This is a genomic window from Halomonas sp. CKK8 (assembly GCF_029625235.1).
GTDB classification, from domain to species: domain Bacteria; phylum Pseudomonadota; class Gammaproteobacteria; order Pseudomonadales; family Halomonadaceae; genus Halomonas; species Halomonas ventosae.
Genome location: NZ_CP121193.1, coordinates 121,913 through 145,200, shown reverse-complemented (window position 1 = coordinate 145,200; position 23,288 = coordinate 121,913). Strand labels below are relative to the sequence as shown.

The following is a 23,288-nucleotide window of genomic DNA, read 5'->3' as shown; positions in this document are numbered from 1 at the left end:
ACGCGGGAGTCAGGCCCCCGCGCTGGCGTCATCCGTGGTTCAGATGTCGTGGTTTACTGCTTTTTCTGGTCGTCGTTGACTTCTTCGTACTCGGCGTCGACCACGTCATCTTCCTGCTTGGCGCCAGCCTCGCTGCCGGCCTCGGCGCCCTGGGCAGCCTCGCCCTGCTCGGCGTACATCTTCTGCGCCAGGTTGCCGGAGGCCTCGGTCAGCTTGTCCAGCTTGGCCTGGATGTCGTCCTTGTCGTCGCCCTTGATCGCCTCCTCGAGCTCGCTCGCGGCGCTCTCGATGGCCTGCTTCTCCTCGTCGCTGGCCTTGTCGCCGGCCTCCTCGAGGGTCTTGCGGGCGGCGTGGACCATGCCGTCGGCCTGGTTGCGCAGCTGGACGAGCTCCTCGAACTTCTTGTCCTCGTCGGCGTGGGCCTCGGCGTCCTGGACCATCTGCTCGATCTCGTCCTCGGAGAGGCCGCTGGAGGCCTTGATGACGATCGACTGCTCCTTGCCGGTGGCCTTGTCCTTGGCGGACACGTGCAGGATGCCGTTGGCGTCCAGGTCGAAGGCGACCTCGATCTGCGGCACGCCGCGCGGCGCCGGCGGGATGTCGGCCAGGTCGAAGCGGCCCAGCGACTTGTTGCCGCCCGCCTGCTTGCGCTCGCCCTGCAGCACGTGGATGGTCACGGCGGTCTGGTTATCATCCGCGGTCGAGAAGGTCTGGGTCTTCTTGGTCGGGATGGTGGTGTTCTTCTCGATCAGCGGGGTCATCACGCCGCCCAGGGTCTCGATGCCCAGGGTCAGCGGGGTGACGTCGAGCAGCAGCACGTCCTTGACGTCGCCGCCCAGCACACCGCCCTGGATCGCCGCACCCACGGCCACGGCCTCGTCCGGGTTGACGTCCTTGCGGGCGTCCTTGCCGAAGAAGTCGGCCACGGACTTCTGCACCATGGGCATGCGGGTCTGGCCGCCGACCAGGATGACGTCGTCGATCTCAGAGGCGGACAGGCCGGCATCCTTGAGCGCGGTCTTGCACGGCTCCATGGAGCGCTTGATCAGGTCCTCGACCAGCGACTCCAGCTTGGCGCGGGTCACCTTGACGTTGAGGTGCTTGGGACCGGTGTTGTCGGCCGTGATGTACGGCAGGTTGACGTCGGTCTGCTGGGCGCTGGAGAGCTCGATCTTGGCCTTCTCGGCGGCTTCCTTGAGGCGCTGCATGGCCAGGTTGTCGCCGGAGAGGTCGATGCCGCTGTCGGCCTTGAACTGGTCGACCAGGTAGTTGATCAGCTTGAGGTCGAAGTCCTCGCCGCCCAGGAAGGTGTCGCCGTTGGTGGCCAGCACCTCGAACTGGGTCTCGCCGTCGACGTCCGCCACCTCGATGATGGAGATATCGAAGGTACCGCCGCCGAGGTCGTAGACCGCGATGGTCTTGTCGCCGCGCGCCTTGTCCATGCCGTAGGCCAGGGCGGCCGCGGTCGGCTCGTTGATGATGCGCTTGACCTCGAGGCCGGCGATGCGGCCGGCATCCTTGGTGGCCTGACGCTGGCTGTCATTGAAGTAGGCCGGCACGGTGATGACCGCCTCGGTGACTTCCTCACCCAGGTAGTCTTCCGCGGTCTTCTTCATCTTCTTCAGCACTTCGGCGCTGACCTGCGGCGGGGCGAGCTTCTTGCCCTTCACTTCCACCCAGGCGTCACCGTTGTCGGCCTCGGAGATGGCGTAGGGCACCATCTTGATGTCCTTCTGGACGACGTCGTCCTTGAAGCGACGGCCGATCAGGCGCTTGATGGCGTACAGGGTGTTCTCGGGGTTGGTCACCGCCTGGCGCTTGGCCGCCTGGCCCACCAGGATCTCGCCGTCCTCGGTGTAGGCGATGATGGAGGGCGTGGTGCGCGCGCCTTCGGCGTTCTCGATCACCTTGGCCTGGTCACCGTCGAGCACGGCGACACAGGAGTTGGTGGTCCCCAGGTCAATACCGATGATGCGTCCCATAGGAAATCCTCGAAATTAGTGCAGTTGAATTCGTCGTCTGCGGCTTTCACCGCGGGGTTGCCGTCTATCTGGGGGCCCTCGAGACCTTTTCAAGACCCGAGGGCCGCTTTTGTATGGCCCGGCCTCAGCCGGCGGCCTGGCTGACCACCACCATGGCCGGGCGCACCAGGCGCCCGTTGAGCAGGTAGCCCTTCTGCATCACTTCCATGACGGTGTTGGGCTCCATCTCGGGGTTGGGCACCATGGCCATGGCCTCGTGGTACTGCGGGTCGAAGGGCTCGCCGTGGGGCTCCACCACCTCGACACCGAACTTGGCCAGCACGTCGTGCTGCATCTTGAGGGTCATGGAGACGCCCTCGCGGTGCGCCTCGCTGGCGCCGTCCTGCATGGCATCCAGCGCCTTCTCCAGGCTGTCGACCACCGGCAGCAGCTCCTTGACGAACTTCTCCAGGGCGAACTTGCGCGACTTCTCGGCCTCCTGCTCCGCCCGGCGGCGCACGTTCTGCGCCTCGGCGGCGGCGCGCATGGCCTGGTCCTTGGCCTCGGCGACGCTCTGCTCGAGCTCCTCGACCCGGGCGGCCAGCACCTCGGCCTCGGGATTGTCCGCGGCCTGGGCCTCGGTGGCAGCCTGCTCGGCGCCCTCGATGGCGTCCTCCAGTTCACCCTCCACGGTCTCGGGCTCGGCCTGCGGCTCGGCTTCCTGCTCCTCGCGAGCGAGTTCGTCGTCCAGCGGGGTCTGGGGGTCTTTGGCCATGTGGGTCTCCTGAATGGCAATCAGCGGCCAGGGGCCGCTGGCAAGGCATGAATGATGGCTTGAGCGCGTGTCTGCGAGGTATATGGGGCTGGTCGTGGCGAACTCAAGGCGTCATCGGGCGACGACGCCGGACGTGCATTGTGGGCGAACCTTGACTACTGTATAAACGCACAATATGTGTATGGATACCCAGTAGTCACAGACCGAGTATTCCCAGACAGGCCCCGGGAGGCACCATGCTGACAGAGCTTGCCATTCGCGACTTCGCCATCGTCGACCACCTCGAGCTGGAGCTTTCCGGCGGCATGACCGCCATCACCGGCGAGACCGGGGCCGGCAAGTCTATCCTGCTGGGTGCCCTGGGGCTCTGCCTGGGCGAGCGCGCCGACAGCGCCAGCGTGCGCCATGGCCGCGAGCGGGCGGACCTCAGCGCCCGCTTCGACCTCCAGGCGCTGCCCGCCGCCCGTGCCTGGCTCGAGGCCCGCGAGCTGCCCACGGACGACTGCCTGCTGCGCCGGGTGGTCACCCGGGCCGGGCGCTCCAAGGCCTGGATCAACGGCCAGCCCGCCACCGTGGCCGACCTGCGCGCCCTGGGCGAGCACCTCATCGAGATCCACGGCCAGCACGCCCACCAGGCGCTGCTGCACGAGGAGACCCACCTGCGCCTGCTCGACGACTTCGCCGGCCACCGCGAGCAGGTGGCCGAGATGCGCCAGGCCTTCCGCGACTGGCAGGCGACCCGCCGCCGCCTGGAGCGCCTGGCCGAGGATGGCGATGAGATTCGCGCCCGCCGCCAGCTGCTGCGCTACCAGGTCGAGGAGCTCGACCAGCTGGCCCTGGCCGAGGACGAGCTGAAGGGGCTCGAGGAGGAGCAGGAGGAGCTGGCCCACGCCGAGGAGCGGCTGCGCGAAGCCCAGTTCGCCGCCGAATGCTGCGATGGTGACGAGGGCGGCGCCCTGTCGCTGCTCAACCAGGCGATCCAGCACCTCTCGGCGCTGCCGGGCAGCGAGCGCGGCAGCCTGGCCGACACCCTTTCCATGCTCGGCGATGCGCGCATCCAGGTCGAGGAGGCCAGCCGCGAGCTGGGCCACTTCGCCGGCAGCGTCGAGCTGGACCCGGAGCGGCTGGCCTGGGTCGAGACGCGCCTGGGCGAGGTGCATCGCATCGCCCGCAAGCATCATGTGCTGCCCGAGGAGCTCCTCGCCCTGCACCGGCGGCTGACCGAGGAGCTCGAGGGCCTGGAGGGCGGCGACGGCGACCTGGAGGCGCTGGCCGCCGAGGCCGAGGCCCTGAAGGACCGCTGGCAGGAGCAGGCTACCGTGATCTCCCGGGCCCGCCGCCAGGCCGCCCGCCGCTTCGGCGAGGCCGTGCAGGAGCAGCTGGCCTTCCTGGCCATGGACAAGGCGACCTTCGAGGTCGAGCTGGAGCCCCGCGAGGCCCCGGCCGCCGAAGGGCTCGAAATCGCCCGCATGCTGATCAGCGCCAATCCCGGCCAGCCGGCCCGGCCGCTGGCCAAGGTCGCTTCCGGCGGCGAGCTCTCGCGCATCAGCCTGGCGATCCAGGTGGTGGCGGCCCAGCACTCGACCATCGCCAGCCTGGTGTTCGACGAGGTGGACGTGGGCGTCTCCGGCGCCACCGCCGAGATCGTCGGCCAGCTGCTGCGCCGGCTGGGGAAGAACGGCCAGGTGATGACCGTGACCCACCTGCCCCAGGTGGCCGCCCAGGCGCACCATCACCTGCATATCGAGAAGCAGGCCGACGAGGCCTCCACCCTGACCCGCATGGCGCTGCTCGACGAGGCCGGCCGGGTCGGAGAGCTGGCCCGCATGCTGGGCGGGGTGAACCTCTCCGACCGCACCCTGGCCCATGCCCGGGAGATGCTCGACGCCAGCCAGCGCGCCCACCACTGAGCACCCCCTTGCCGCTCGCCCGGCCGTGACGCCAAGCCTATACACTAGCGCTAACGCACTGCGGCCCCGATCCGGAGATCGGGGCCGCAGTCGTCTGCCTGCCGGGTTCAGCGAGGCGAGGTCACTTCTTCTGGATGCCTTCCTGGCGGGTCGCCCGTGAGCCACGCGGCCTGACGTAGAGCACCAGGGCGTGGTCCACCAGCTCGAAGCCGTGTTCCTCGGCGATCTCCTGCTGGCGACGCTCGATGGTCTCGTCGAAGAATTCGATGATCTCGCCGCTCTCCAGGCACACCATATGATCGTGGTGCTCCTCCTGGGAGAGCTCGAAGACCGCATGCCCGCCATCGAAGTTGTGACGGATCACCAGGCCGGCGGACTCGAACTGGGTCAGCACGCGATAGACGGTGGCCAGGCCCACGTCCTCGCCCGCATCCAGCAGGGTCTTGTAGACATCCTCGGCACTCAGGTGGTGCTGCTCGGAGGCATTCTCGAGGATCTGCAGGATCTTGACGCGCGGCAGGGTCACCTTGAGACCGGCCTTGCGCAATTCATGGTTCTGGTCGGCCATGGTCGCTCTTCGCAGTATCGGGTAGGGTCGGTTATGATCGACCGAATCCACGATAGTGAAGAACAGGCGCAAATGCAAAAGCTGACCAGAATCGTCACCCTTTCCGTCGCCCTGCTGATGATCAGCGGTTGCAGCTATTTCGGCGTGTACAAGCGCGACCTGCCCCAGGGCAACCTGGTGACCGAGGCCATGGTCGAGCAGCTGCGGCCGGGCATGAGCCGACAGCAGGTGGTCGACCTGATGGGCAGCCCGCTGCTCGAGGCCCCCTTCGATGCCAGCCAATGGGACTATGTCTATCGCCTCGACGAGGCCTATGGCGACGTGGAGCAGCGCCGGGTCACCCTCACCTTCCAGGGCGAGCGCCTGGCCGGCATCGAGAGCGAGGGCAATATCGCCGGTGACATCCAGCTGCCCGATGACCAGGGGACCGGCCCCCGCGTCGAGGGCACCTCGGACACCCAGGAAGCTCCCATCGACAACGTCACCCCGGACCGCCCCTGATCGCGCCGAGCGGTATCCCTTGCTGACGCCCCGTGCCGGCCCTCGCCGGGCGGGGCGTCAGCGTTTCTCGCGGGCGGCCCGTGCGCTGCGCGCCGCCTTGGGGTCGAGCTGCAGCGGGCGATAGACCTCGACGCGGTCCCCGGCGCGCAGCCGCACCGCGTCCGGGTCGCGCAGCCGCTTGCCGAAGATGCCCAGGTCGGCCTCGCGGAAGGTGGCCTGGGGCAGTTCCGGAAACGCCGCTTCCAGCCCCGCCATCGCCACCGCCTGGCGCGGCGTGGTGCCCTCGGGCACCGCGAGCGGGATGAGGCGCTGCCGTTCGGGCAGCGCGAAGGCCACCTCGACCTCGAGCATGGCGGGTTCGCTAGCGGCCATAGAGGTTGTCCGCCCGGCGGGTGAAGGAGTCCACCAGCTGGCCGGCCACCTGCTGGAAGAGCTTGCCAAAGGCCATGCCCAGCAGGCGGTTGGCGAACTCGAACTCCAGTTCGAGGCTCACCTTGCAGGCCCGCTCGCCCATGGGCAGGAACAGCCAGCGGCCCCTCAGGCGCTTGAAGGGGCCGCTGACCAGCGACATCTCGATGCGCTCGGGCTCGATCAGGTCGTTGCGGGTGGTGAAGCTCTGCTCGATCCCGGCCCGCCCCAGGGTCATCTCGCCGATCAGGTGCGAGTCGTCGCGCTCGAGCAGGCGCGCGCGCCGGCAGCCGGGCAGGAATTCCGGATAACGCTCGAAGTCGTTGACCAGGTCGAACATGTCCTTGGGGGTGTGCCGCACCATGGCGGACCGATTGACCGTTGGCATTGAGCTCTCCGCTGACTTCACAGTGCCCAGGGCGTATCATGAGCGGTTATTTCAGGCCTTGAATGGTACCACGCTTCCCCCCACATCGAAGGGGCAGCGCCACCGGCAGATACAGGACACGAGGTTTCATGGCCAACAAGAAAGGCAAGAGCAAGGGGCCCGGCAACAACGTCATCGCCCAGAACAAGAAGGCTCGCTTCGAGTACCACATCGACGAGACCTTCGAGGCCGGCCTGGTGCTGGCCGGCTGGGAAGTGAAGAGCCTGCGGGCCGGCAAGGCACAGCTCACCGACACCTACATCCTGGTCAAGAACGGCGAGGCCTGGCTGCTGGGCAGCCACATCATGCCGCTCAACACCGCCAGCACTCACGAGGTAGCGGACCCGACGCGCACCCGCAAGCTGCTGCTGCATCGCAAGGAGATCGCCAAGATCTTCTCGCGCAGCCAGGAGAAGGGCCACACCTGCGTGCCGCTCAAGCTCTACTGGAAGAACAACCGGGTGAAGTGCGAACTGGCCCTGGTGACCGGCAAGAAGCTGCACGACAAGCGGGCCACCGAGAAGGACCGCGACTGGCAACGGCAGAAGGGCCGCATCATGCGGGAACAAACCAAGGCCTGAGGTGTCACAGAACCGCACATCCTGTTAGGATGCGCGTTACGGGGGCGACACGGTTTCGACGCCGGTGACAATCCCTGAGGTGCATGCCGAGAGCGTGATGTATCTCGTAAATACAACATCACGATTAAATAGTCGCAAACGACGACAACTACGCTCAGGGCGCGCTGGCAGCTTAAACGCCGCTAGCTTCTAGCCCGGCCCCGAAGTGATGTGCCCATTCATCACGGAGGGGATACGAGCGACGACTGATGGGATCGCGATCGGTGGTGTCCTCTCGCCGGTCGTTAAAACTCAGAGGAATCGCGTGGCTGGATCCTGCTCGTCGGAGCCAGTCGCGTTAAAACAAAAGACGAAACTAAGCATGTAGAGCCAATGGGTGAGTGCCGGCGGACGCGGGTTCAATTCCCGCCGCCTCCACCAAACAGTCGACGAATCAAGCGCCTACGGGCGCTTTTTTCGTTTCCGGCCTGCCGAACCAGCCTCCCACGCGCGTCGACCTGCAGAGGGCTCGAGAAACGGGTTGAGCCCACCCCCGACTTTCGTATTAGCCTTGACGCGAAAACCTCTTGCGACCAGCCTCAGGGGGAGCCATTATCAGCGCCCACTCGCCGGCCCATGCGACCGGCCAGGCGAGAGTGAGACCGGGGTGGCATCGGGTCCGGACGCGCCAAGGCGCTCCAATTACCGATAAGACCCTACCATTGTTGATATTTTCCCGATCTGGATTCGAACCCCCATGAGCAAAGTCCTGATTATCGGCGCCGGCGGCGTCGGCGGTGTCGTCACCCACAAGTGTGCCCAGCATCCCGAGGTGTTCAGCGAGATCTGCCTGGCCAGCCGCAACCAGGCGAAGTGCCGCGCCATCGCGGCCCAGCTGGAGCGCCCCATCCAGACCGCCGAGGTGGATGCCGATGACGTCGAGGCGCTGGTCGCGCTGATCGAGTCCTTCCAGCCCGACGTGCTGATCCACGTCGCCCTGCCCTATCAGGACCTGACCATCATGGAGGCCTGCCTGCGCACCGGCGTGCCCTACCTGGATACCGCCAACTACGAGCACCCGGACGAGGCCAAGTTCGAGTACAAGGAGCAGTGGGCCTTCCAGGAGCGCTACGCCAAGGCCGGCAACATGGCCACCCTGGGTTGCGGCTTCGACCCGGGCATGACCAACATCTACTGCGCCTGGGGCCAGAAGAACCTGTTCGACGAGATCCACCGCATCGACATCCTGGATGCCAACGGCGGCGACCACGGCTACCCGTTCGCCACCAACTTCAATCCCGAGATCAACATCCGCGAGATCACCGCCAACGGCCGCTACTGGGAAGAGGGCGAGTGGAAGGAGACCGCGCCGCTGGCCGAGAAGCGCACCTTCGACTTCGACGGCATCGGCGAGAAGGACCTCTACCTGCTCTATCACGAGGAGCTCGAGTCCCTCAGCCAGAACATCAAGGGGCTGAAGCGCATCCGCTTCTGGATGACCTTCTCCGAGAAGTACATCACCCACCTCAAGGTGCTCGAGAACGTCGGCATGACCCGCATCGAGCCGATCGAGTTCGAGGGCCGCGAGATCGCTCCGCTGCAGTTCCTCAAGGCGGTGCTGCCGGATCCCGCCTCGCTCGGCCCGCGCACCAAGGGCAAGACCAACATTGGCGTGATCCTCGACGGCATCAAGGACGGCAAGCGTCGCAAGGTGCACATCTACAACATCTGCGACCACCAGCAGTGCTACGCCGAGGTGCAGTCCCAGGCGATCTCCTACACCACCGGCGTGCCGGCGGTGACCGGCGCCATGCTGATGCTCGAGGGCCTGTGGAAGGGCGACGGCGTGTTCAACGTCGAGCAGCTCGACCCGGACCCCTTCATGGAGCGCATCGGCGACATGGGCCTGCCGTGGCAGATGGTCGAGCTCGACCCCGACGCCGACCCGCTGGCCTGATCCACGATGTCCGAGACGGCTTACCCCTTCGACATCGAGGCCTGCCCGTCGCCCGCCTACGTGGTGGACGATGCCCTGCTGCGCCGTAACCTGGAGCTGCTGCAGCGGGTCCAGGAAGAGAGCGGCGCGCGTATCCTGCTGGCGCTGAAGGGCTTCGCCATGTGGGACACCTTTCCGCTGGTCAGCCAGTACCTGGTGGGCACCACGGCGAGCGGCCAGGACGAAGCGCGGCTGGGGGCCGAGACCTTCGGCGGCGAGGTACACTGCTACTCGCCGGCCTTCAGCGAGGCGGAGATGGCGGTGGTGCTGCAGTACGCGGACCACCTCAGCTTCAACTCCCCGGCCCAGTGGCAGCGCTTCCGCGAGCGGGTGGCCCAGGCGCCGCGGCGGGTCTCCTGCGGCCTGCGGGTCAACCCCGAGTACTCCGAGGGCAAGGTGGCGCTCTACGACCCCTGCGCCCCGGGCTCACGGCTCGGTACCCGGGCCGTGGACCTGGAGGGCGTGGACCTCGCTGGACTCGAGGGCCTGCATTTCCACACCCTGTGCGAGCAGAACAGCGACGCCCTGGAGCACACCCTGGCCGCCTTCGAGGAGCGCTTCGGCCGCCACCTCGCCGGTCGCAAGTGGGTGAACTTCGGCGGCGGCCACCACATCACCCGCGAGGACTATGACGTGGAGCGGCTGGTGCGGGTGATCCGCGACTTCAAGGCGCGCCATCCGCATCTCGAGGTCTACCTGGAGCCCGGCGAGGCGATCGCGCTCAACACCGGCTACCTGGTATGCAGCGTGCTGGACATCGTCGAGAACGACGGCCCCATCGCCATCCTCGACACCTCCGCAACAGCGCACATGCCCGACGTGCTGGAGATGCCCTACCGGCCCGAGATCATCGGCGCCGGCGAGCCCGGCGAGAAGGCCCATACCTACCGGCTGGGCGGGCTGACCTGCCTGGCCGGCGACGTGGTGGGCGAATACAGCTTCGACGCTCCGCTTGCGATCGGCGACCGGCTGGTGTTTACCGACATGGCCCACTACACCATGGTGAAGACCACCACCTTCAACGGCATGCGCCTGCCGTCGATCTGCCGGATCGACGAGGCCAGCCGCGAGGTGCGCACGGTGAAGCACTTCGGCTACGAGGACTACCGGCAGCGGCTGAGCTGACGCCCACGCAGGGCCCGGCAGGAAAGCCATGACAGGCAGTACGCGACAGGCACCCTCGGGTGCCTGTCGCCTTTCTGGTCCGCCGTGGGTCACGCCTTGGAGGCGACAATGACCACGGCCACCAACACCCCGCCCGCCAGCGCCACCAGGCTGTACTTGCTGTGCTCCTGCTCCGCCCGGGGCAGCAGGTGGGTGGCCCCCACATAGACCAGGGCCCCCGCCGAGAGCCCCAGCAACGCCCCCAGGGTCGAGGCGTCGATCCGACTGACCAGCGGATAGGAGACCAGCATCCCCAGCGGCGTGGTCGCTGCCGCGGCCAGGAAGGCCAGCCACATCGCCCGCCGCTCCTTGATCCCGCCGCGCACCAGCAGCAGGTAGGTGATGATCCCCTCGGGAAACTCATGCAGCACCATCCCGACGGTCGCCAGGTAGCCTGTCAGCAGGCTGACCGTGAAGGCGATGGAGTAGATGAAGCCGTCGATGAAGGAGTGGAAGCCGATGCCGAGCATCGGTACCACGCCGATGGCGACATCCCGCCCGTCGGGCCGCCGCTCGCAGACGAAGGCGGTGACAAAGCGGTTGAACAGGTGCAACCCGAGGAACCCGACCAGCAGCCACGCCGAGGCGTCGGGATTCATCGACAGCGCACGGGGAATGATGTGCAGGAAGGAGGCGGCGACCAGCACCCCCGCGGCGAAGCACATGAAGTAGGTGGTGTTGCGCTGTCCCCAGTCGGCGAAGCGGCGGATGGTATAGATGCCCAGCGAGGTCACCAGCGCCGCCAGCAGGCTGGTGACCAGGGCCGTCCAGAAGGTGTTCTCCATGGCGCCTTCCCTGCGAAACGCCCCGCGAGCAACCGGGCCGACAGCCCTCAGGGTAGCAGCGGCGTGATGCCCTTTCCCCGAGCGGCGATTTCACGCAAGGTAGCACCCGTGACCACAGCGAACGGCGGGAGGATTCGGATGACCCAGGTCTTCAAGTTCGGCGGTGCCTCGATCCAGGACGCCGCGGCCATCCGCCGACTGGGCGAGCTGCTGGCCCGCTTCCGGGCGCGCCCCCTGGTGGTGGTGGTCTCGGCCATGGGCAAGACCACCAATGCCCTGGAGGCGCTGCTGGAAGCGGCACGGGAGGGCGAGGACGACGACTATCGCGACCGCCTCGAGACCCTGCGCCGGGAGCACCTGGCCGCAGTGGAGAGCCTGTTCGGTAGCAGGACTGGCCCCGTGGCGGAGCGGGTCGAGGCACTGATCACCGAGCTCGACCGCCGCCATCGCCGCCATGCGGGCCGTGAGCGCCCCTTCCACTACGACCAGACCGTCTGCTTCGGCGAGCTGCTCTCCACCACCATCGTCAGTGCCTGGCTCGAGGAAGCCGGCATGGCCACCCAGTGGCTCGATGCCCGGGAGCTGGTGGTCACCGACGACTGCCACCAGGCGGCCAACGTCGACTGGCAGGCCACCGCCGAGCGGGTGCGCGGCCTGGATAGCGACGACAGCAGGATCCGCGTCACCCAAGGGTTCATCGGCGGCACCGCCGAGGGCGCCTCGACCACCCTGGGCCGCGAGGGCTCCGACTTCAGTGCGGCGATCCTCGCCCACTGCCTGGACGCGGAGGAGGTCACCATCTGGAAGGACGTGCCCGGGCTCTTCAATGCCGACCCGCGGCGCTTCGACAATGCGGAACAGCTCGAGCAGATCTCCTACGGCGAGGCCATCGAGCTGGCCTGGCACGGCGCCAAGGTGATCCACCCCAAGACCCTGGGGCCGCTGCAGCAGAAGGCGATCCCGCTGACGGTGCGCTCCTTCGAGGACCTGGAGGCGCCGCCAAGCACCATCGGCCGCGACACCCGGTTCGACACTCAGACGCCCTCCCTTATCCTGCGCGAGGCGCAGACGCTGCTGGAGATCCGCCCCCGGGACTTCGCCTTCATGGATGAGGCCCGCCAGCACGACATCCTCGGCCGTCTGGTGGAGGCCGGGCTGCATGCCGGCCTGATCGACAGCGGCGCCATGCGTCTCTCTTTGTGCCTGGACGGCCACCCCGAGCGCCTGGAGCCGCTGGTCGCGTCGCTGTGCGCCGACTACGCGGTGGCGCGTCGCGACGACCTGACCCTGCTCACCGTGCGCCATGCCGACGACGCCCTGCTGTCGGCCCTGGGCGCCGGACGCGACAGCCTCGCCGAACGGCGCAACGCCGATACCGCCCAGCGCGTCTTCCCCGGCAGCCAGTGCCGGGGGACCTGGCACATCCCGGCCTGAGGCTCAGCCCAGCGCCCGGAGCAGCAGCTGCACACCGACGATGGCCATGGCCAGGATCACCAGGCGGTAGAAGAGCCGCTCGCTGACCCGGTGCTGCAGCCACAGGCCGCTGCGCACCCCGGCCCAGGCCACCGGTACCAGCAGCAGCGAGGCCCCGGCACTCGTCAGGTTGATCTCGCCGAGCCACAGGTAGGGCGGCAGCTTCATCAGGTTGACCGCGGCGAAGAGGATCGCGCTGGTGGCGATGAAGGCCTGCTTGCTCAGCCGCCGGGGAACCAGGTAGAGGTTGAGCGGCGGCGCCCCGGCATGGGCCAGGAAGCTGGTGAAGCCGCAGCCAACACCGGCCGGCAGTGCCCAGCGGGTCGAGAGGGGACGCCCCGCCCCCGGCTTGAGCAGCATGTAGGCAGCGAACAGCAGGGAGATCACGCCCAGCAGCAGGCGCACGCCATCCTCGTCCAGGCGACCGATCAGCAGGGTGCCGATGACCACCCCGATGGCCAGCCCCGGAAGCACACGACGCACCTCGGTAGGGTCGTGATACCCCCACCAGGCCTTCACCGTGAAGGCATCCATCACCAGCAGCAGCGGCAGCAGCAGGCCGGCCGCCTCGACGGGGCCGATGGCGAGCGCCATCAGCGGCACCGAGAGGGTGCCGAAGCCGCCGGCAAACCCGCCCTTGGAGACACCGGTGAGGTAGGTGGACACCACGATGAGGGTCCAGGCCAGCCAGGAGTAGTCGGGAAGCGACATGGGCCTTCCTTGGGTTTCATCCATCCTCGTCACGAGACGACGCCGGGCCACGGTGGTGGCCCGGCGTCATCATACCGCACGCTGCAAGGGTGACCGTCAGGGACGGCCAGCAATCAGGCGGCGTCGCGCTTGTGCCCTGCGGCGGCGTGCATGGCCAGGGCGGTATCCAGCATGCGGTTGGAGAAGCCCCACTCGTTGTCGTACCAGGCCATCACCTTGACCAGGCGGCCGTTCACCCGGGTGTGGTTGGCATCGAAGGTCGAGGAGTGAGCATCGTGGTTGAAGTCGATGGAGACCAGCGGCTGGGCGTTGACCGCCAGCACCGGGGAGGCCTCGGCGGCGTTGGCCACGATCTCGTTGATCTCTTCCTTGGTGGTGTCACGACCGGCGGTGAACACCAGGTCGACCAGCGAGACGTTGATCACCGGCACGCGCACGGCCAGGCCATCGAACTTGCCCGACAGTTCCGGCAGCACCAGGCCCACCGCGGCGGCGGCGCCGGTCTTGGTGGGGATCATCGAGTGCGTGGCGCTGCGTGCCCGATAGGGGTCCTTGTGGTAGACGTCGGAGAGGTTCTGGTCGTTGGTGTAGGCGTGCACCGTGGTCATCAGGCCGTTCTCGATGCCCACCGCCTGGTGCAGCGCCTGGGCCACCGGGGCCAGGCAGTTGGTGGTGCAGGAGGCGTTGGAGACCACCTTGTGTTCGGGCGTGAGCACGTCCTCATTGACGCCGTACACCACGGTGGCGTCGGCATCGGGGCTTGGCGCCGAGATCAGCACCCGCTCGGCGCCGGCCGCGAGGTGCTTGGCGGCGGCCTCGCGCTTGGTGAAGAGGCCGGTGCACTCCATCACCAGGTCCACGCCCAGGGCCTTCCACGGCAGTGCCGCGGGGTCCCGCTCGGAGAGGATGGCGATGCGCTCGCCATCCACGGTCATGCTCTCTTCGTCGTGCTCGACGGCGAAGGGGAAGTGACCGTGCACGGTGTCATGGCGCAGCAGGTGCGCATTGAGCGCCGGGTCGCCGAGATCGTTGATGGCGACCACCTGCACGCGATTGCGGTAGCCGTTCTCGAAAAGCGCACGCAGCACGTTGCGGCCGATGCGGCCGAAACCGTTGATGGCGATCTTGAGCGTCATGGCGTTGTTCTCCTCGGTCCAGTAGCGTTCTATGGGTCGTGGCGGAGCCGATGGGCCAGCGGGTCCTGGCGAGCGCCCGGCTCGAATCGTGCCTGCGCGATCGTTCATCCCTGCGCGGTGGCCACGTGTCATCTGCCCCATAATGTGGACCAGTCCTGTCCAAGGCTCAAGCACTTTTTAGTAACTTTACAACATATCGCTCTTAACCCCGACATCGGATGCCACTGCCCGCAAACCCACACACCTGATAGCTTCCGCCATAAGAAAGAGGCTGTCGCCGAGCCGCAAGGGAAGACCGGCATCGGCCTCAATGTAGTAAACTTACCTTGAAAGCGTTATCGTGACCGGATAACAACTCGCGTCCACCGGAGGAGCACGACATGTCGACCACCCCACTGCACACCCCCATCCGTCGCACCAAGATCGTCGCCACCCTGGGCCCGGCCAGCGACCGGGAGGGGGTCCTCGAGGCGATGCTCGAGGCCGGCGTCGACGTGGTGCGCCTCAACTTCTCCCACGGCAGCCCCGATGACCACCGCCGCCGCCTCGAGCGGGTCCGCGCCATCGCCGAGCGCCTGGGTCGCAGCGTCGCCGCCCTGGGTGACCTGCAGGGCCCCAAGATCCGCATCGCCCGCTTCAAGGCGGGCAGCGTGGAGCTCGAGGAGGGGCAGTCCTTCATCCTCGACATGGGCCTGGGCAGCGACCAGGGCGACGAGACCCGCGTCGGCTGCGACTACAAGACCCTGGCCGATGACGTCGGCCCCGGCGACCGCCTGCTGCTCGACGACGGCCGGGTGGTGCTCGACGTCAACCGGGTCGCCGACCACCTGATCCACACCAGCGTGGTGGTGGGCGGTACGCTCTCCAACAACAAGGGCATCAACAAGCAGGGCGGCGGCCTCTCGGCCCCGGCCCTCACCGACAAGGACAAGGCCGACCTGGAGACCGCCGTGGCGATCGGCGTCGACTACCTGGCGATCTCCTTCCCGCGCAGCGCCGCCGACATGGCCGAGGCCCGCGAGCGGCTCGGCGAGGCGGGCCGCGAGATCGGCCTGGTGGCCAAGCTGGAGCGCGCCGAGGCGGTGGCCGACGACGAGACGCTGGATGCCATCATTCGCGCCAGCGAGGCAGTGATGGTGGCGCGCGGCGACCTGGGCGTGGAGATCGGCGACGCCGCGCTGATCGGCACCCAGAAGCGCATCATCAAGCACGCCCGCACGCTGAACCGCGCCGTGATCACCGCCACCCAGATGATGGAGTCGATGATCGAGGCCCCGCTGCCCACCCGCGCCGAGGTGTTCGACGTCGCCAACGCGGTGCTCGACGGCACCGATGCGGTGATGCTCTCCGCCGAGACCGCCGCCGGCGACTTCCCGGTGGAGACCGTCGAGGCCATGGACCGGGTCTGCCTGGGCGCCGAGCGCGAGCGGCGCATCCAGGAGTCGGGCCACCGCATCCACGAGGGCTTCTCGCAGATCGACGAGACCATCGCGCTCTCCGCCATGTACGCCGCCAACCACCTCGCCGGGGTGGCCGCCATCGCCTGCATGACCGCCTCCGGCTACACGCCGCTGATCGCCTCGCGGATCAGCTCGGGGCTGCCCATCGTCGGCCTGGCCCACAACCCGGTGGCCCAGCGGCGCATGGCGCTCTATCGCGGGGTGGTCTCGCTGCCCTTCGACACCAGCGAGATGTCGGCTGCCGAGCTCAACGACCGGGCGCTTGAGCGGCTGGTGGAGCAGGGCATCGCCGAGCCCGGCGACCACGTGATCCTCACCCGGGGCGACCACATGAACGCCCATGGCGGCACCAACACCCTGAAGATCCTCGCCGTGGAGGCCAGCCATGAGTGACATCCGCCCGCCGCGCAACGTGACGCGCACCCTGCCGGCCCGCAAGCGGATCGCCCTGGTCGCCCACGACGGCAAGAAGGAGGAGCTGCTGGAGTGGGCAGCGCGCTGGCGGGAGACCCTGGCCGAGCACAGCCTGATCGGCAGCGGCACCACGGCGGGGCGCGTCTCGCACGCGCTCGGGCTCGAGGTGGAGGGCCTGATGAGCGGCCCGCTGGGCGGCGACCAGCAGATCGGTGCACGCATCGCCGAGCAGCGACTCGACCTGCTGATCTTCTTCTGGGACCCCTTCGCGCCGCAGCCCCACGACCCCGACGTCAAGGCCCTGCTGCGTCTGGCCGCGCTGTGGAACATCCCGGTGGCCTGCAACCCCGCCAGTGCCGACTTCCTGATCAGCTCCCCCTGGCTCGGCCAGGCGTACGAGATGACCATCCCCGATGCCGGCGCCTGGGTCTCCTCCCGTACCGGCTGATCGCGACCCTGCCCTGCCGAAACGTCGACAACCATACCAACCCACAAGAGGTCGACCATGTTCCAGCTCACCCGCAGCGTCACCTGGCAGGCCCTCAAGGGCCTGCAGCAGCAGACCGCCAACGACCGCATCCGCGACTACTTTGCCGCCGACCCGATGCGCTTCGAGAAGATGAGCCTGCGCGTCGGCGGGCTCTTCCTCGACTACTCCAAGCAGCCGGTCTCCGATGAGGTACTGGCCAAGCTGATCGAGCTCGCCGAGCACTCGGCGCTGGTCCAGCGCCGCGCCCAGATGTTCTCCGGCGACATCATCAACGTCACCGAGGACCGGCCCGTCCTCCATACCGCCCTGCGCAATCTCGGCGAGGGGCCGCTCAAGGTCGACGGCCAGGACGTGATGCCGGAGATCCAGCGCACCCGCGAGCAGATCCGCGCCTTCTCCGAGGCGGTGCGCAGCGGCGAGTGGACGGGCTTCGATGGCCAGCGCATCACCGACGTGGTCAACATCGGCATCGGCGGCTCGGACCTCGGCCCCAACATGGCCTGCCGGGCGCTGCTCAAGCACCGCCATCCGGGGCTCGGCTTCCACTTCGTCTCCAACGTCGACGGCGCCCATATCCAGAAGGTGCTCAGCCGCCTCGACCCGGCCACCACCCTGTTCATCGTCTCCACCAAGACCTTCTCCACTCAGGAGACCCTGCTCAACGCCCATACCGCGCGCCGCTGGTTCCTGGACAACGCCGGCCCGGAGGCCGACGTGGGGGCGCACTTCATCGCCGCCTCCACCAACAAGGCGGCGGCCATGGCCTTCGGCATCCGCGAGGAGAACGTCTTCGAGTTCTGGGCCTGGGTCGGCGGGCGCTACTCGATGTGGTCCTCCATCGGCCTGCCCATCGCGCTCTCCATCGGCTTCGAGGGCTTCATGGAGCTGCTCGAGGGCGCCTACGAGATGGACCGGCACTTCCTCGCCGCGCCCTTCGCCGAGAACATGCCGGTGCTGATGGCGCTGATCGGCATCTGGCACATCAACTTCCAGGGCGCCGAGACCCAGGCCATCGTGCCCTACGACCAGGCGCTGCATCAGCTGCCGGCCTTCCTGCAGCAGCTCGACATGGAGTCCAACGGCAAGTCGGTGGACATCTTCGGCCACCCGGTGGACTACAAGACCGGGCCGATCGTCTGGGGCCAGACCGGCTCCAACGGCCAGCACGCCTTCTTCCAGCTGCTGCACCAGGGCACCCGCTACGTGCCCATCGACTTCATCGCCTCGCTCAAGCCCGAGCCGGGCATGGAGGAGCACCACTTCGCGCTGCTCACCAACATGCTGGCCCAGGCCAACGCCTTCATGGAGGGTAGTCAGACCGGCAGCCGACTCGACCCCTACAGCTGCCCGGGCAACCGCCCCTCCAGCGTGCTGCTGCTCGACGAGTTGACGCCGAAAAACCTCGGCGCGCTGATCGCGCTCTACGAGCACAAGGTGTTCGTCCAGGGGGTGATCTGGAACATCAACTCCTTCGACCAGTGGGGGGTACAGCTGGGCAAGCGCATCGCCGGCGAGATCAGCGAGCGCATCGACGCCCATAGCCAGGACTTCGATGCCTCCACCCAGGGCCTGCTGGCGCTGGTGCGCGGGCACTTCCCGCGCGGCGGCGGCGAACCGGCGCCCAAGGGCGGCAGGAAGGGCAAGGCAAGGGGCTGAGGGGCCTCACTCCCGGGCGAGCGCCAGCCGCTGCCCGGTGCGGTGCCCCGCCCAGGCGGCGCCCAGCCATACCACGAGGCTGACCGCCACATAGCTCAGGGCCGCCACCTGGCGGCCCTGATGCATCAGATGCAGGGTCTCCAGGCCAAATAGCGAGAAGGTGGTGAAGCCACCGCAGAAGCCGCCCACCAGGAAGGGCTGCCAGCGCGCGACCCGGCCGCGGGTGCGGCGGGCGGCATAGGCGGCGAAGCCGACGATCAGCCAGGAACCGAGGCCGTTCACCGCCAGGGTGGCCCAGGGAAAGGCCGGTCCCGCCAGCACCGACGAGACGAGATAGCGCAACGTGGACCCCAGGGCACTGCCCAGCCCCACCGCCCCATAGGCACGCCAGGCGATCATGACAGGCCTCCCGCCAGCCAGGCCCCGGCCGGCAGCGCGGCGACCCCCGCCCCCAGGGTCAAGGCGACATAGCCCAGGGCCGCGGCCTTGCGCCGCTGCTGCCAGAGCGTCAGGGTCTGCAGGCTGAAGGAGGAGACAGTGGTGTAGCCCCCCAGCAGGCCGATGGCCAGCAGCGGCCAGGCCAGACCCGCCTCGGGGCCGGACAGGCCCAGCCCCCCGGTCGCGAGGCCCATCAGCAGGGCGCCACTCAGGTTGACCGCCAGGGTCCCCCAGGGAAGACCGGCCCCGAGATAACGGGCCATGAGATTGCCCACCGCCAGGCGTGCCATGCCGCCCAGCCCCCCGCCACCGGCCACGGCCAGCAGCACCAGCGGGTCGATGCTCATCCACTCTCCAGGCGTTGCGAGAAAGGTCCCGGGAGGGTGGCGACAAGCGCCAAAAAAAGGCCACCCGGTAAGAGTGGCCAAGAGTATCGCATGCTTGCCTTGCAGGGGGCAGTGACCCTCGGGTCGCTGCTGGGAACAATCTTGGCACAAGTTTGCCGTGATGTACAATTCATGTACATGAAAATGTGATGACAGCGTCCGGGTCGTGACCCCGAGACAAAGTCCGTATCATGCTGATAAATGATCGCAACCCTGACACCACACATCGCCAACACGCCACGAGACGGAGGTCACAGCGTGAACCCAATGCGAGCCCTTCCTGCCATCCTCGGCTGGCTGCTGATTGCCCTGGTGGCCTTCGCCGCCCCGGCCCAGGCCCAGCAGGCCGAAGCCGGCAGCGAGCCGCCGGCCTACTCCACCCTGGCCGACCTGCTCGAGAACGAGCAGTCGCGCCAACAGCTGATCGACCAGCTGCGCGGCATGGCAGGGGACGTCGCCGCCTCCGAGACCGCCGCCGAGGAGAGCGCCGCTGGCGCCGAGCCCTCGCTGCCCAGGCAGCTGGCCGAGGCCACCAGCCGCATCGTCGGTGAGGTCGGTAGCCAGTTCACCAGCCTGGTGGAGGTGCTCGGCGGGCTGTTCACCGGCAGTGCCGACGCGACCAGCAGCTTCGACACGGCCGCCTTCACCAGCGCCGCCATCAACCTGGGCCTGGTGATACTGGCAACCTTCTTGCTGTTCGTGGTCATCCGCCGGCTGGCGCGGCCGCTGTTCACGCGCATCAGCCAGTGGTCGCTCAACGGCCAGGGGCTGACCCCGGTGCTGCGCCTGGTCCTCTGCGTGGCCCTGGCGGCGGTGATCGACGTGGCGGTGGTGGCCCTGGCCTACGTGGGGGGCAACCTGGTCGCCACCTTCGCGGTAGGCGAGACCGGCGAACTCTCCACCCGAGCCTCGCTGTTCCTCAACGCCTTCCTGGTGATCGAGCTGCTCAAGGCGGCCGTGCGCATGCTCTTCTCGTCGCGCTACGAGGGGCTGCGACTGCTGCCGGTGGGGGCCGAGGACGCCTCCTACTGGAATGGCTGGATCGCCCGCCTGATCGGGCTGGTGGGCTATGGCCTGATGGTGGTGGTGCCGCTGGTCAACGTCTACCTGTCGCCGACCCTGGGCCAGAGCATCGGCACCCTGATCATGATCGGCGCCTTCGTCTATGCGGTCGCCGTGGTGCTGCGCAACCGGGTTCGCCTGCGCGACGCCCTCAACCACAAGGCCGACAACGCCACCATGGCGGCCAGCCGAGTGTCGCTGCAGCTGTTCGCCCGCACCTGGCACCTGTTCGCCCTGGCCTACTTCGTGATGGTGCTGGTGCTGGTACTGACCCGGCCGGCGGACGCCCTGCCCTTCGTGCTCTTCGCCACCCTCAAGACCATCGCTGCGGTGGTGGTGGGCCTGCTGGTCTCGAGCCTGCTGACCCAGACCATCGGCCGGCGCATCAGCTTGAGCGACGACCTGCGCCGCAAGCTGCCGCTGCTCGAGCCGCGGCTCAACAGCTACGTGCCCAATGCCCTGCGAGTGATCCGCACACTGATCCTGATCACGGTGGTCCTGGTGGTGCTGAACGCCTGGGGCGCCTTCGACCTGGCGGCCTGGTACGCCTCCGAGGCCGGCCGCGGCCTGGTCGGCAAGGTGGTCAGCGTATCGGTGATCCTGGTGATCGCCGTGGCCGTCTGGCTGGGGCTGGCCAGCCTGATCGAGCACAAGCTCAACCCGGAGACCGGCGGCGGCGTGCCTTCGGCCCGGGCCCAGACCCTGCTGGCCCTGTTCCGCAACGCCCTGGCCATCGCCCTGATCACCATGACCGCGATGATCGTGCTGGCCGAGATCGGCATCAACATCGGCCCGCTGATCGCCGGTGCCGGTGTGCTGGGCCTGGCCATCGGCTTCGGCGCCCAGAAGCTGGTGCAGGACATCATTACCGGCATCTTCATCCAGGTGGAGAACGCCATGAACACCGGCGACGTGGTCACGGTGGGCGGCATCACCGGTACCGCCGAGAAGCTCAGCATCCGCTCGGTGGGCATCCGTGACCTCTCCGGCACCTACCACATCGTGCCCTTCTCCAGCGTGGACACCGTCTCCAACTACATGCGCGAGTTCGGCAACCATGTCGGCGAGTACGGCATCGCCTACCGCGAGAGCATCGATGAGGCCATCGAGCAGCTCAAGCTGGCCTTCGAGGACCTCCAGGCCAGCGAGGAGCACGGCCACAAGCTGCTCGAGCCGCTCACCGTGGCCGGCGTCGTGGCCCTGGCCGACAGCTCGGTGAACATCCGGGTGGTCATCAAGACCACGCCCGGCGACCAGTGGGCCGTGGGCCGCGCCTACAACCGCCTGGTCAAGCTGCGCTTCGACGAGGCCGGCATCGAGATCCCCTTCCCGCACACCACGCTCTACTTCGGCGAGGACAAGGAGGGACGCTCCCCGGCCGCCAACGTGCGGGTGCTGGAATCCACGGCACGCCGGCGCAGCGGGGCCGCGCCGTACCACGAGGATACCGAGCGGGGCATCCAGGAGATCGCCGACCCTGACCACCGCAACCCCTCGGAGGACGACGTCGAGGAGCCCTGAGCGCCTGACACTTCCCTGCCCGAACGCCAGCGGGGCTGCCTTCCGGCAGCCCCGCTGGCGTTTCGGGGAACAGTGACGATGCCTTCAGTGGGTGGTCACCAGCATCAGCACGCTGAGCGCCGCCGAGACCCACATGGCCGGGCGGATCGCCTCCACGCGCCCGGTGAAGAGCTTGATCAGCACGAAGGAGAGGAAGCCGAAGGCGATCCCCAGGGTGATCGAGTAGGTCAGCGGCATCAGGATGATCGCCAGGAAGGCCGGGAAGGCCTCCTCGGCACGCGCCCAGTCGATCTTCGCCACCGGCGCCAGCATGAACAGCCCCACCAGTACCAGCGCCGGGGCCGTGGCGATGCCCGGCACCAGCGAGAGCAGCGGCGAGAGGAACAGGAAGGGCAGGAAGAGCAGCGCGATGGTCACCGCCACCAGGCCGGTACGCCCGCCCTGGGCGACCCCGGCGCCGGACTCGATGAAGGTCTGGGCCGCGCTGGTGCCGAGCGGCGCGGCGATCATCGAGGCGAAGGCGTCCACGGTCATGGAGCGCTTGAGGTTGCGCGGGTTGCCGTCCTTGTCCTTGAGGTCCGCCGACTCGGAGAGCGCCATGAAGCAGGAGAGGGCGTCGAAGAAGTTGGTGAACAGCATCACGAAGATGAACGGCAGGTAGGCCACCTTCAGCGCCCCCCAGATATCCACCTGCATCACCGCGCTGAAGTCGGGCCAGGCAGCCAGGCCGCTCCACTCCACCATGACCTCCTCGCCCCACAGGCGGCCCATGGGGGCGGACAGCAGGGTGGTCAGGGCGATGCCGAGGATCAGCGCGCCGTTGAAGCGCAGCACCACCATGATGGCGGTGGCCATCAGCCCGATGAAGAAGGTCACCAGGCTCGCGTCGAAGTTGCCCAGGGTCACCAGGGTGGCCTCGCTGCCGACGATGAAGCCGGCGTTCTTCAGGCCGATGAAGGTGATGAAGAGCCCGATGCCGCAGGTGATGGCGTAGCGCAGCGAGGCCGGGATCGCCTCGATGATCGCCTGGCGCACGTTGAACATCGCCAGCACCGCAAACAGCACGCCGGACCAGAAGACGCAGCCCAGGGCCACCTCCCAGGAGAGGCCGGCACCCAGCACCAGGGTGTAGGTGAAGAGCGCATTCATGCCCATGCCGGGGGCCACCAGGATGGGGTTGCGCGCATAGAGCCCCATGGCCAGGCTGCTCATGAAGCTGATCAGCACGGTGGCGGAGAGGGCCGCCGAGAAGGGGATGCCGGCATCCGAGAGGATCGCCGGATTGACGACGATGATGTACATCGAGGCCAGGAAGGTGGCGATCCCCGCGAGCACCTCGGTGCGCAGCGAGGAGCCACGGTCGCGTACACGAAAGTAGCGCTCGATCCAGTGCCCTTCCGGGGCGGCGGCGGGCGAGGCGGCGGTCGAAGTCTGTTCCATGGCGGGGTCCCGTTGTTGTTGTGGGTCGTGGTGGAAGGTCTGTCGT

The 23,288-nt window shown here is 67.8% G+C and carries 21 protein-coding genes and 1 other RNA gene; 11 read left to right on the top strand and 11 right to left on the bottom strand.

Going from position 1 to position 23,288, the window contains the following annotated elements:
* Positions 1–53: 53 nt before the first annotated feature.
* Positions 54–1,982, bottom strand: a complete 1,929-nt coding sequence (gene dnaK / locus P8934_RS00715) for a molecular chaperone DnaK (protein WP_278032468.1) — start codon at positions 1,980–1,982, stop codon at positions 54–56.
* 124 nt (positions 1,983–2,106) lie between these two features.
* Positions 2,107–2,736, bottom strand: coding sequence for a nucleotide exchange factor GrpE (gene grpE, locus P8934_RS00710; RefSeq protein ID WP_106232293.1), 630 nt, complete (start codon positions 2,734–2,736; stop codon positions 2,107–2,109).
* A gap of 236 nt (positions 2,737–2,972) precedes the next feature.
* On the opposite strand from grpE, the gene recN reads away from it, so the two are divergent.
* Positions 2,973–4,646, top strand: coding sequence for a DNA repair protein RecN (recN, locus tag P8934_RS00705; RefSeq protein WP_278032467.1), 1,674 nt, complete (start codon positions 2,973–2,975; stop codon positions 4,644–4,646).
* A gap of 121 nt (positions 4,647–4,767) precedes the next feature.
* Here the strand turns inward: recN and fur are convergent, their stop codons facing one another.
* A complete protein-coding gene (fur, locus tag P8934_RS00700; protein WP_106232295.1) occupies positions 4,768–5,214 on the bottom strand; it encodes a ferric iron uptake transcriptional regulator in 447 nt (148 codons plus the stop codon).
* 72 nt (positions 5,215–5,286) lie between these two features.
* Between fur and P8934_RS00695 the strand changes: the two genes are divergently transcribed.
* Positions 5,287–5,715 (top strand): outer membrane protein assembly factor BamE, encoded by a 429-nt coding sequence (locus P8934_RS00695; protein WP_278032466.1) that lies wholly within the window; start codon positions 5,287–5,289, stop codon positions 5,713–5,715.
* Positions 5,716–5,772: 57 nt separating this feature from the next.
* Here P8934_RS00695 and P8934_RS00690 read toward each other — a convergent pair whose 3' ends face one another.
* The gene (locus P8934_RS00690; protein WP_278032465.1) at positions 5,773–6,087 is read right to left on the bottom strand and encodes an RnfH family protein; all 315 of its coding nucleotides are present in this window, start codon (positions 6,085–6,087) and stop codon (positions 5,773–5,775) included.
* Positions 6,077–6,511 (bottom strand): type II toxin-antitoxin system RatA family toxin, encoded by a 435-nt coding sequence (locus tag P8934_RS00685; protein ID WP_106232298.1) that lies wholly within the window; start codon positions 6,509–6,511, stop codon positions 6,077–6,079. The genes P8934_RS00690 and P8934_RS00685 overlap by 11 nt, the downstream gene beginning before the upstream one ends.
* 128 nt (positions 6,512–6,639) lie before the next feature.
* On the opposite strand from P8934_RS00685, the gene smpB reads away from it, so the two are divergent.
* From smpB to nspC, 4 genes are all read left to right on the top strand, one after another.
* A complete protein-coding gene (gene smpB, locus P8934_RS00680; RefSeq protein ID WP_278032464.1) occupies positions 6,640–7,131 on the top strand; it encodes an SsrA-binding protein SmpB in 492 nt (163 codons plus the stop codon).
* A 40-nt stretch (positions 7,132–7,171) separates the two neighbouring features.
* Positions 7,172–7,551, top strand: a transfer-messenger RNA (tmRNA) gene (ssrA, locus tag P8934_RS00675).
* A 316-nt stretch (positions 7,552–7,867) separates the two neighbouring features.
* Positions 7,868–9,067, top strand: coding sequence for a saccharopine dehydrogenase family protein (locus P8934_RS00670; RefSeq protein WP_133637636.1), 1,200 nt, complete (start codon positions 7,868–7,870; stop codon positions 9,065–9,067).
* A gap of 6 nt (positions 9,068–9,073) precedes the next feature.
* A complete protein-coding gene (nspC, locus tag P8934_RS00665; RefSeq protein WP_278032463.1) occupies positions 9,074–10,231 on the top strand; it encodes a carboxynorspermidine decarboxylase in 1,158 nt (385 codons plus the stop codon).
* Between the two features lie 89 nt (positions 10,232–10,320).
* On the opposite strand, the gene P8934_RS00660 is transcribed toward nspC, so the two are convergent.
* Positions 10,321–11,055: a ZIP family metal transporter gene (locus tag P8934_RS00660; protein ID WP_278032462.1), complete on the bottom strand. Its 735-nt coding sequence runs from the start codon at positions 11,053–11,055 to the stop codon at positions 10,321–10,323.
* A gap of 138 nt (positions 11,056–11,193) precedes the next feature.
* On the opposite strand from P8934_RS00660, the gene P8934_RS00655 reads away from it, so the two are divergent.
* Positions 11,194–12,489, top strand: coding sequence for an aspartate kinase (locus tag P8934_RS00655; protein ID WP_278032461.1), 1,296 nt, complete (start codon positions 11,194–11,196; stop codon positions 12,487–12,489).
* Positions 12,490–12,492: 3 nt separating this feature from the next.
* Here P8934_RS00655 and P8934_RS00650 read toward each other — a convergent pair whose 3' ends face one another.
* Together P8934_RS00650 and gap are read right to left on the bottom strand one after the other, a co-directional pair.
* Complete coding sequence (locus P8934_RS00650) at positions 12,493–13,239, bottom strand: sulfite exporter TauE/SafE family protein (protein ID WP_133637633.1); 747 nt, start codon at positions 13,237–13,239, stop codon at positions 12,493–12,495.
* Between the two features lie 113 nt (positions 13,240–13,352).
* A complete protein-coding gene (gene gap, locus P8934_RS00645) occupies positions 13,353–14,375 on the bottom strand; it encodes a type I glyceraldehyde-3-phosphate dehydrogenase (protein ID WP_278032460.1) in 1,023 nt (340 codons plus the stop codon).
* Positions 14,376–14,755: 380 nt separating this feature from the next.
* On the opposite strand from gap, the gene pyk reads away from it, so the two are divergent.
* From pyk to pgi, 3 genes are read left to right on the top strand one after another with little or no spacing between them, the layout of a single operon-like run.
* Entirely contained in the window at positions 14,756–16,228 is a 1,473-nt protein-coding gene (gene pyk / locus P8934_RS00640; protein ID WP_278032459.1) for a pyruvate kinase, read from the top strand.
* The gene (locus P8934_RS00635) at positions 16,221–16,697 is read left to right on the top strand and encodes a methylglyoxal synthase (protein ID WP_133637929.1); all 477 of its coding nucleotides are present in this window, start codon (positions 16,221–16,223) and stop codon (positions 16,695–16,697) included. Before pyk ends, P8934_RS00635 begins: the two co-directional genes overlap by 8 nt.
* A 57-nt stretch (positions 16,698–16,754) precedes the next feature.
* A complete protein-coding gene (pgi, locus tag P8934_RS00630; protein ID WP_278032458.1) occupies positions 16,755–18,395 on the top strand; it encodes a glucose-6-phosphate isomerase in 1,641 nt (546 codons plus the stop codon).
* Between the two features lie 6 nt (positions 18,396–18,401).
* On the opposite strand, the gene P8934_RS00625 is transcribed toward pgi, so the two are convergent.
* The gene (locus P8934_RS00625; protein WP_278032457.1) at positions 18,402–18,794 is read right to left on the bottom strand and encodes a CrcB family protein; all 393 of its coding nucleotides are present in this window, start codon (positions 18,792–18,794) and stop codon (positions 18,402–18,404) included.
* Positions 18,791–19,180, bottom strand: a complete 390-nt coding sequence (locus tag P8934_RS00620; protein ID WP_278032456.1) for a CrcB family protein — start codon at positions 19,178–19,180, stop codon at positions 18,791–18,793. The genes P8934_RS00625 and P8934_RS00620 overlap by 4 nt, the downstream gene beginning before the upstream one ends.
* 297 nt (positions 19,181–19,477) lie before the next feature.
* On the opposite strand from P8934_RS00620, the gene ybiO reads away from it, so the two are divergent.
* Positions 19,478–21,802 carry a mechanosensitive channel protein gene (gene ybiO / locus P8934_RS00615; protein WP_278032455.1) on the top strand — a complete coding sequence of 775 codons (2,325 nt, stop codon included), beginning with the start codon at positions 19,478–19,480 and terminating at the stop codon, positions 21,800–21,802.
* A gap of 84 nt (positions 21,803–21,886) precedes the next feature.
* Here ybiO and P8934_RS00610 read toward each other — a convergent pair whose 3' ends face one another.
* Positions 21,887–23,242, bottom strand: coding sequence for an NCS2 family permease (locus P8934_RS00610; protein ID WP_278032454.1), 1,356 nt, complete (start codon positions 23,240–23,242; stop codon positions 21,887–21,889).
* Between the last annotated feature and the right edge of the window lie 46 nt (positions 23,243–23,288).

What these genes read in the sequence shown, in the direction of transcription:
- dnaK (WP_278032468.1), bottom strand. Translation starts at nt 1,982, where the DNA reads ATGGGACGCATCATCGGTATTGACCTGGGGACCACCAACTCCTGTGTC.
- grpE (WP_106232293.1), bottom strand. Translation starts at nt 2,736, where the DNA reads ATGGCCAAAGACCCCCAGACCCCGCTGGACGACGAACTCGCTCGCGAG.
- recN (WP_278032467.1), top strand. Translation starts at nt 2,973, where the DNA reads ATGCTGACAGAGCTTGCCATTCGCGACTTCGCCATCGTCGACCACCTC.
- fur (WP_106232295.1), bottom strand. Translation starts at nt 5,214, where the DNA reads ATGGCCGACCAGAACCATGAATTGCGCAAGGCCGGTCTCAAGGTGACC.
- P8934_RS00695 (WP_278032466.1), top strand. Translation starts at nt 5,287, where the DNA reads ATGCAAAAGCTGACCAGAATCGTCACCCTTTCCGTCGCCCTGCTGATG.
- P8934_RS00690 (WP_278032465.1), bottom strand. Translation starts at nt 6,087, where the DNA reads ATGGCCGCTAGCGAACCCGCCATGCTCGAGGTCGAGGTGGCCTTCGCG.
- P8934_RS00685 (WP_106232298.1), bottom strand. Translation starts at nt 6,511, where the DNA reads ATGCCAACGGTCAATCGGTCCGCCATGGTGCGGCACACCCCCAAGGAC.
- smpB (WP_278032464.1), top strand. Translation starts at nt 6,640, where the DNA reads ATGGCCAACAAGAAAGGCAAGAGCAAGGGGCCCGGCAACAACGTCATC.
- P8934_RS00670 (WP_133637636.1), top strand. Translation starts at nt 7,868, where the DNA reads ATGAGCAAAGTCCTGATTATCGGCGCCGGCGGCGTCGGCGGTGTCGTC.
- nspC (WP_278032463.1), top strand. Translation starts at nt 9,074, where the DNA reads ATGTCCGAGACGGCTTACCCCTTCGACATCGAGGCCTGCCCGTCGCCC.
- P8934_RS00660 (WP_278032462.1), bottom strand. Translation starts at nt 11,055, where the DNA reads ATGGAGAACACCTTCTGGACGGCCCTGGTCACCAGCCTGCTGGCGGCG.
- P8934_RS00655 (WP_278032461.1), top strand. Translation starts at nt 11,194, where the DNA reads ATGACCCAGGTCTTCAAGTTCGGCGGTGCCTCGATCCAGGACGCCGCG.
- P8934_RS00650 (WP_133637633.1), bottom strand. Translation starts at nt 13,239, where the DNA reads ATGTCGCTTCCCGACTACTCCTGGCTGGCCTGGACCCTCATCGTGGTG.
- gap (WP_278032460.1), bottom strand. Translation starts at nt 14,375, where the DNA reads ATGACGCTCAAGATCGCCATCAACGGTTTCGGCCGCATCGGCCGCAAC.
- pyk (WP_278032459.1), top strand. Translation starts at nt 14,756, where the DNA reads ATGTCGACCACCCCACTGCACACCCCCATCCGTCGCACCAAGATCGTC.
- P8934_RS00635 (WP_133637929.1), top strand. Translation starts at nt 16,221, where the DNA reads ATGAGTGACATCCGCCCGCCGCGCAACGTGACGCGCACCCTGCCGGCC.
- pgi (WP_278032458.1), top strand. Translation starts at nt 16,755, where the DNA reads ATGTTCCAGCTCACCCGCAGCGTCACCTGGCAGGCCCTCAAGGGCCTG.
- P8934_RS00625 (WP_278032457.1), bottom strand. Translation starts at nt 18,794, where the DNA reads ATGATCGCCTGGCGTGCCTATGGGGCGGTGGGGCTGGGCAGTGCCCTG.
- P8934_RS00620 (WP_278032456.1), bottom strand. Translation starts at nt 19,180, where the DNA reads ATGAGCATCGACCCGCTGGTGCTGCTGGCCGTGGCCGGTGGCGGGGGG.
- P8934_RS00610 (WP_278032454.1), bottom strand. Translation starts at nt 23,242, where the DNA reads ATGGAACAGACTTCGACCGCCGCCTCGCCCGCCGCCGCCCCGGAAGGG.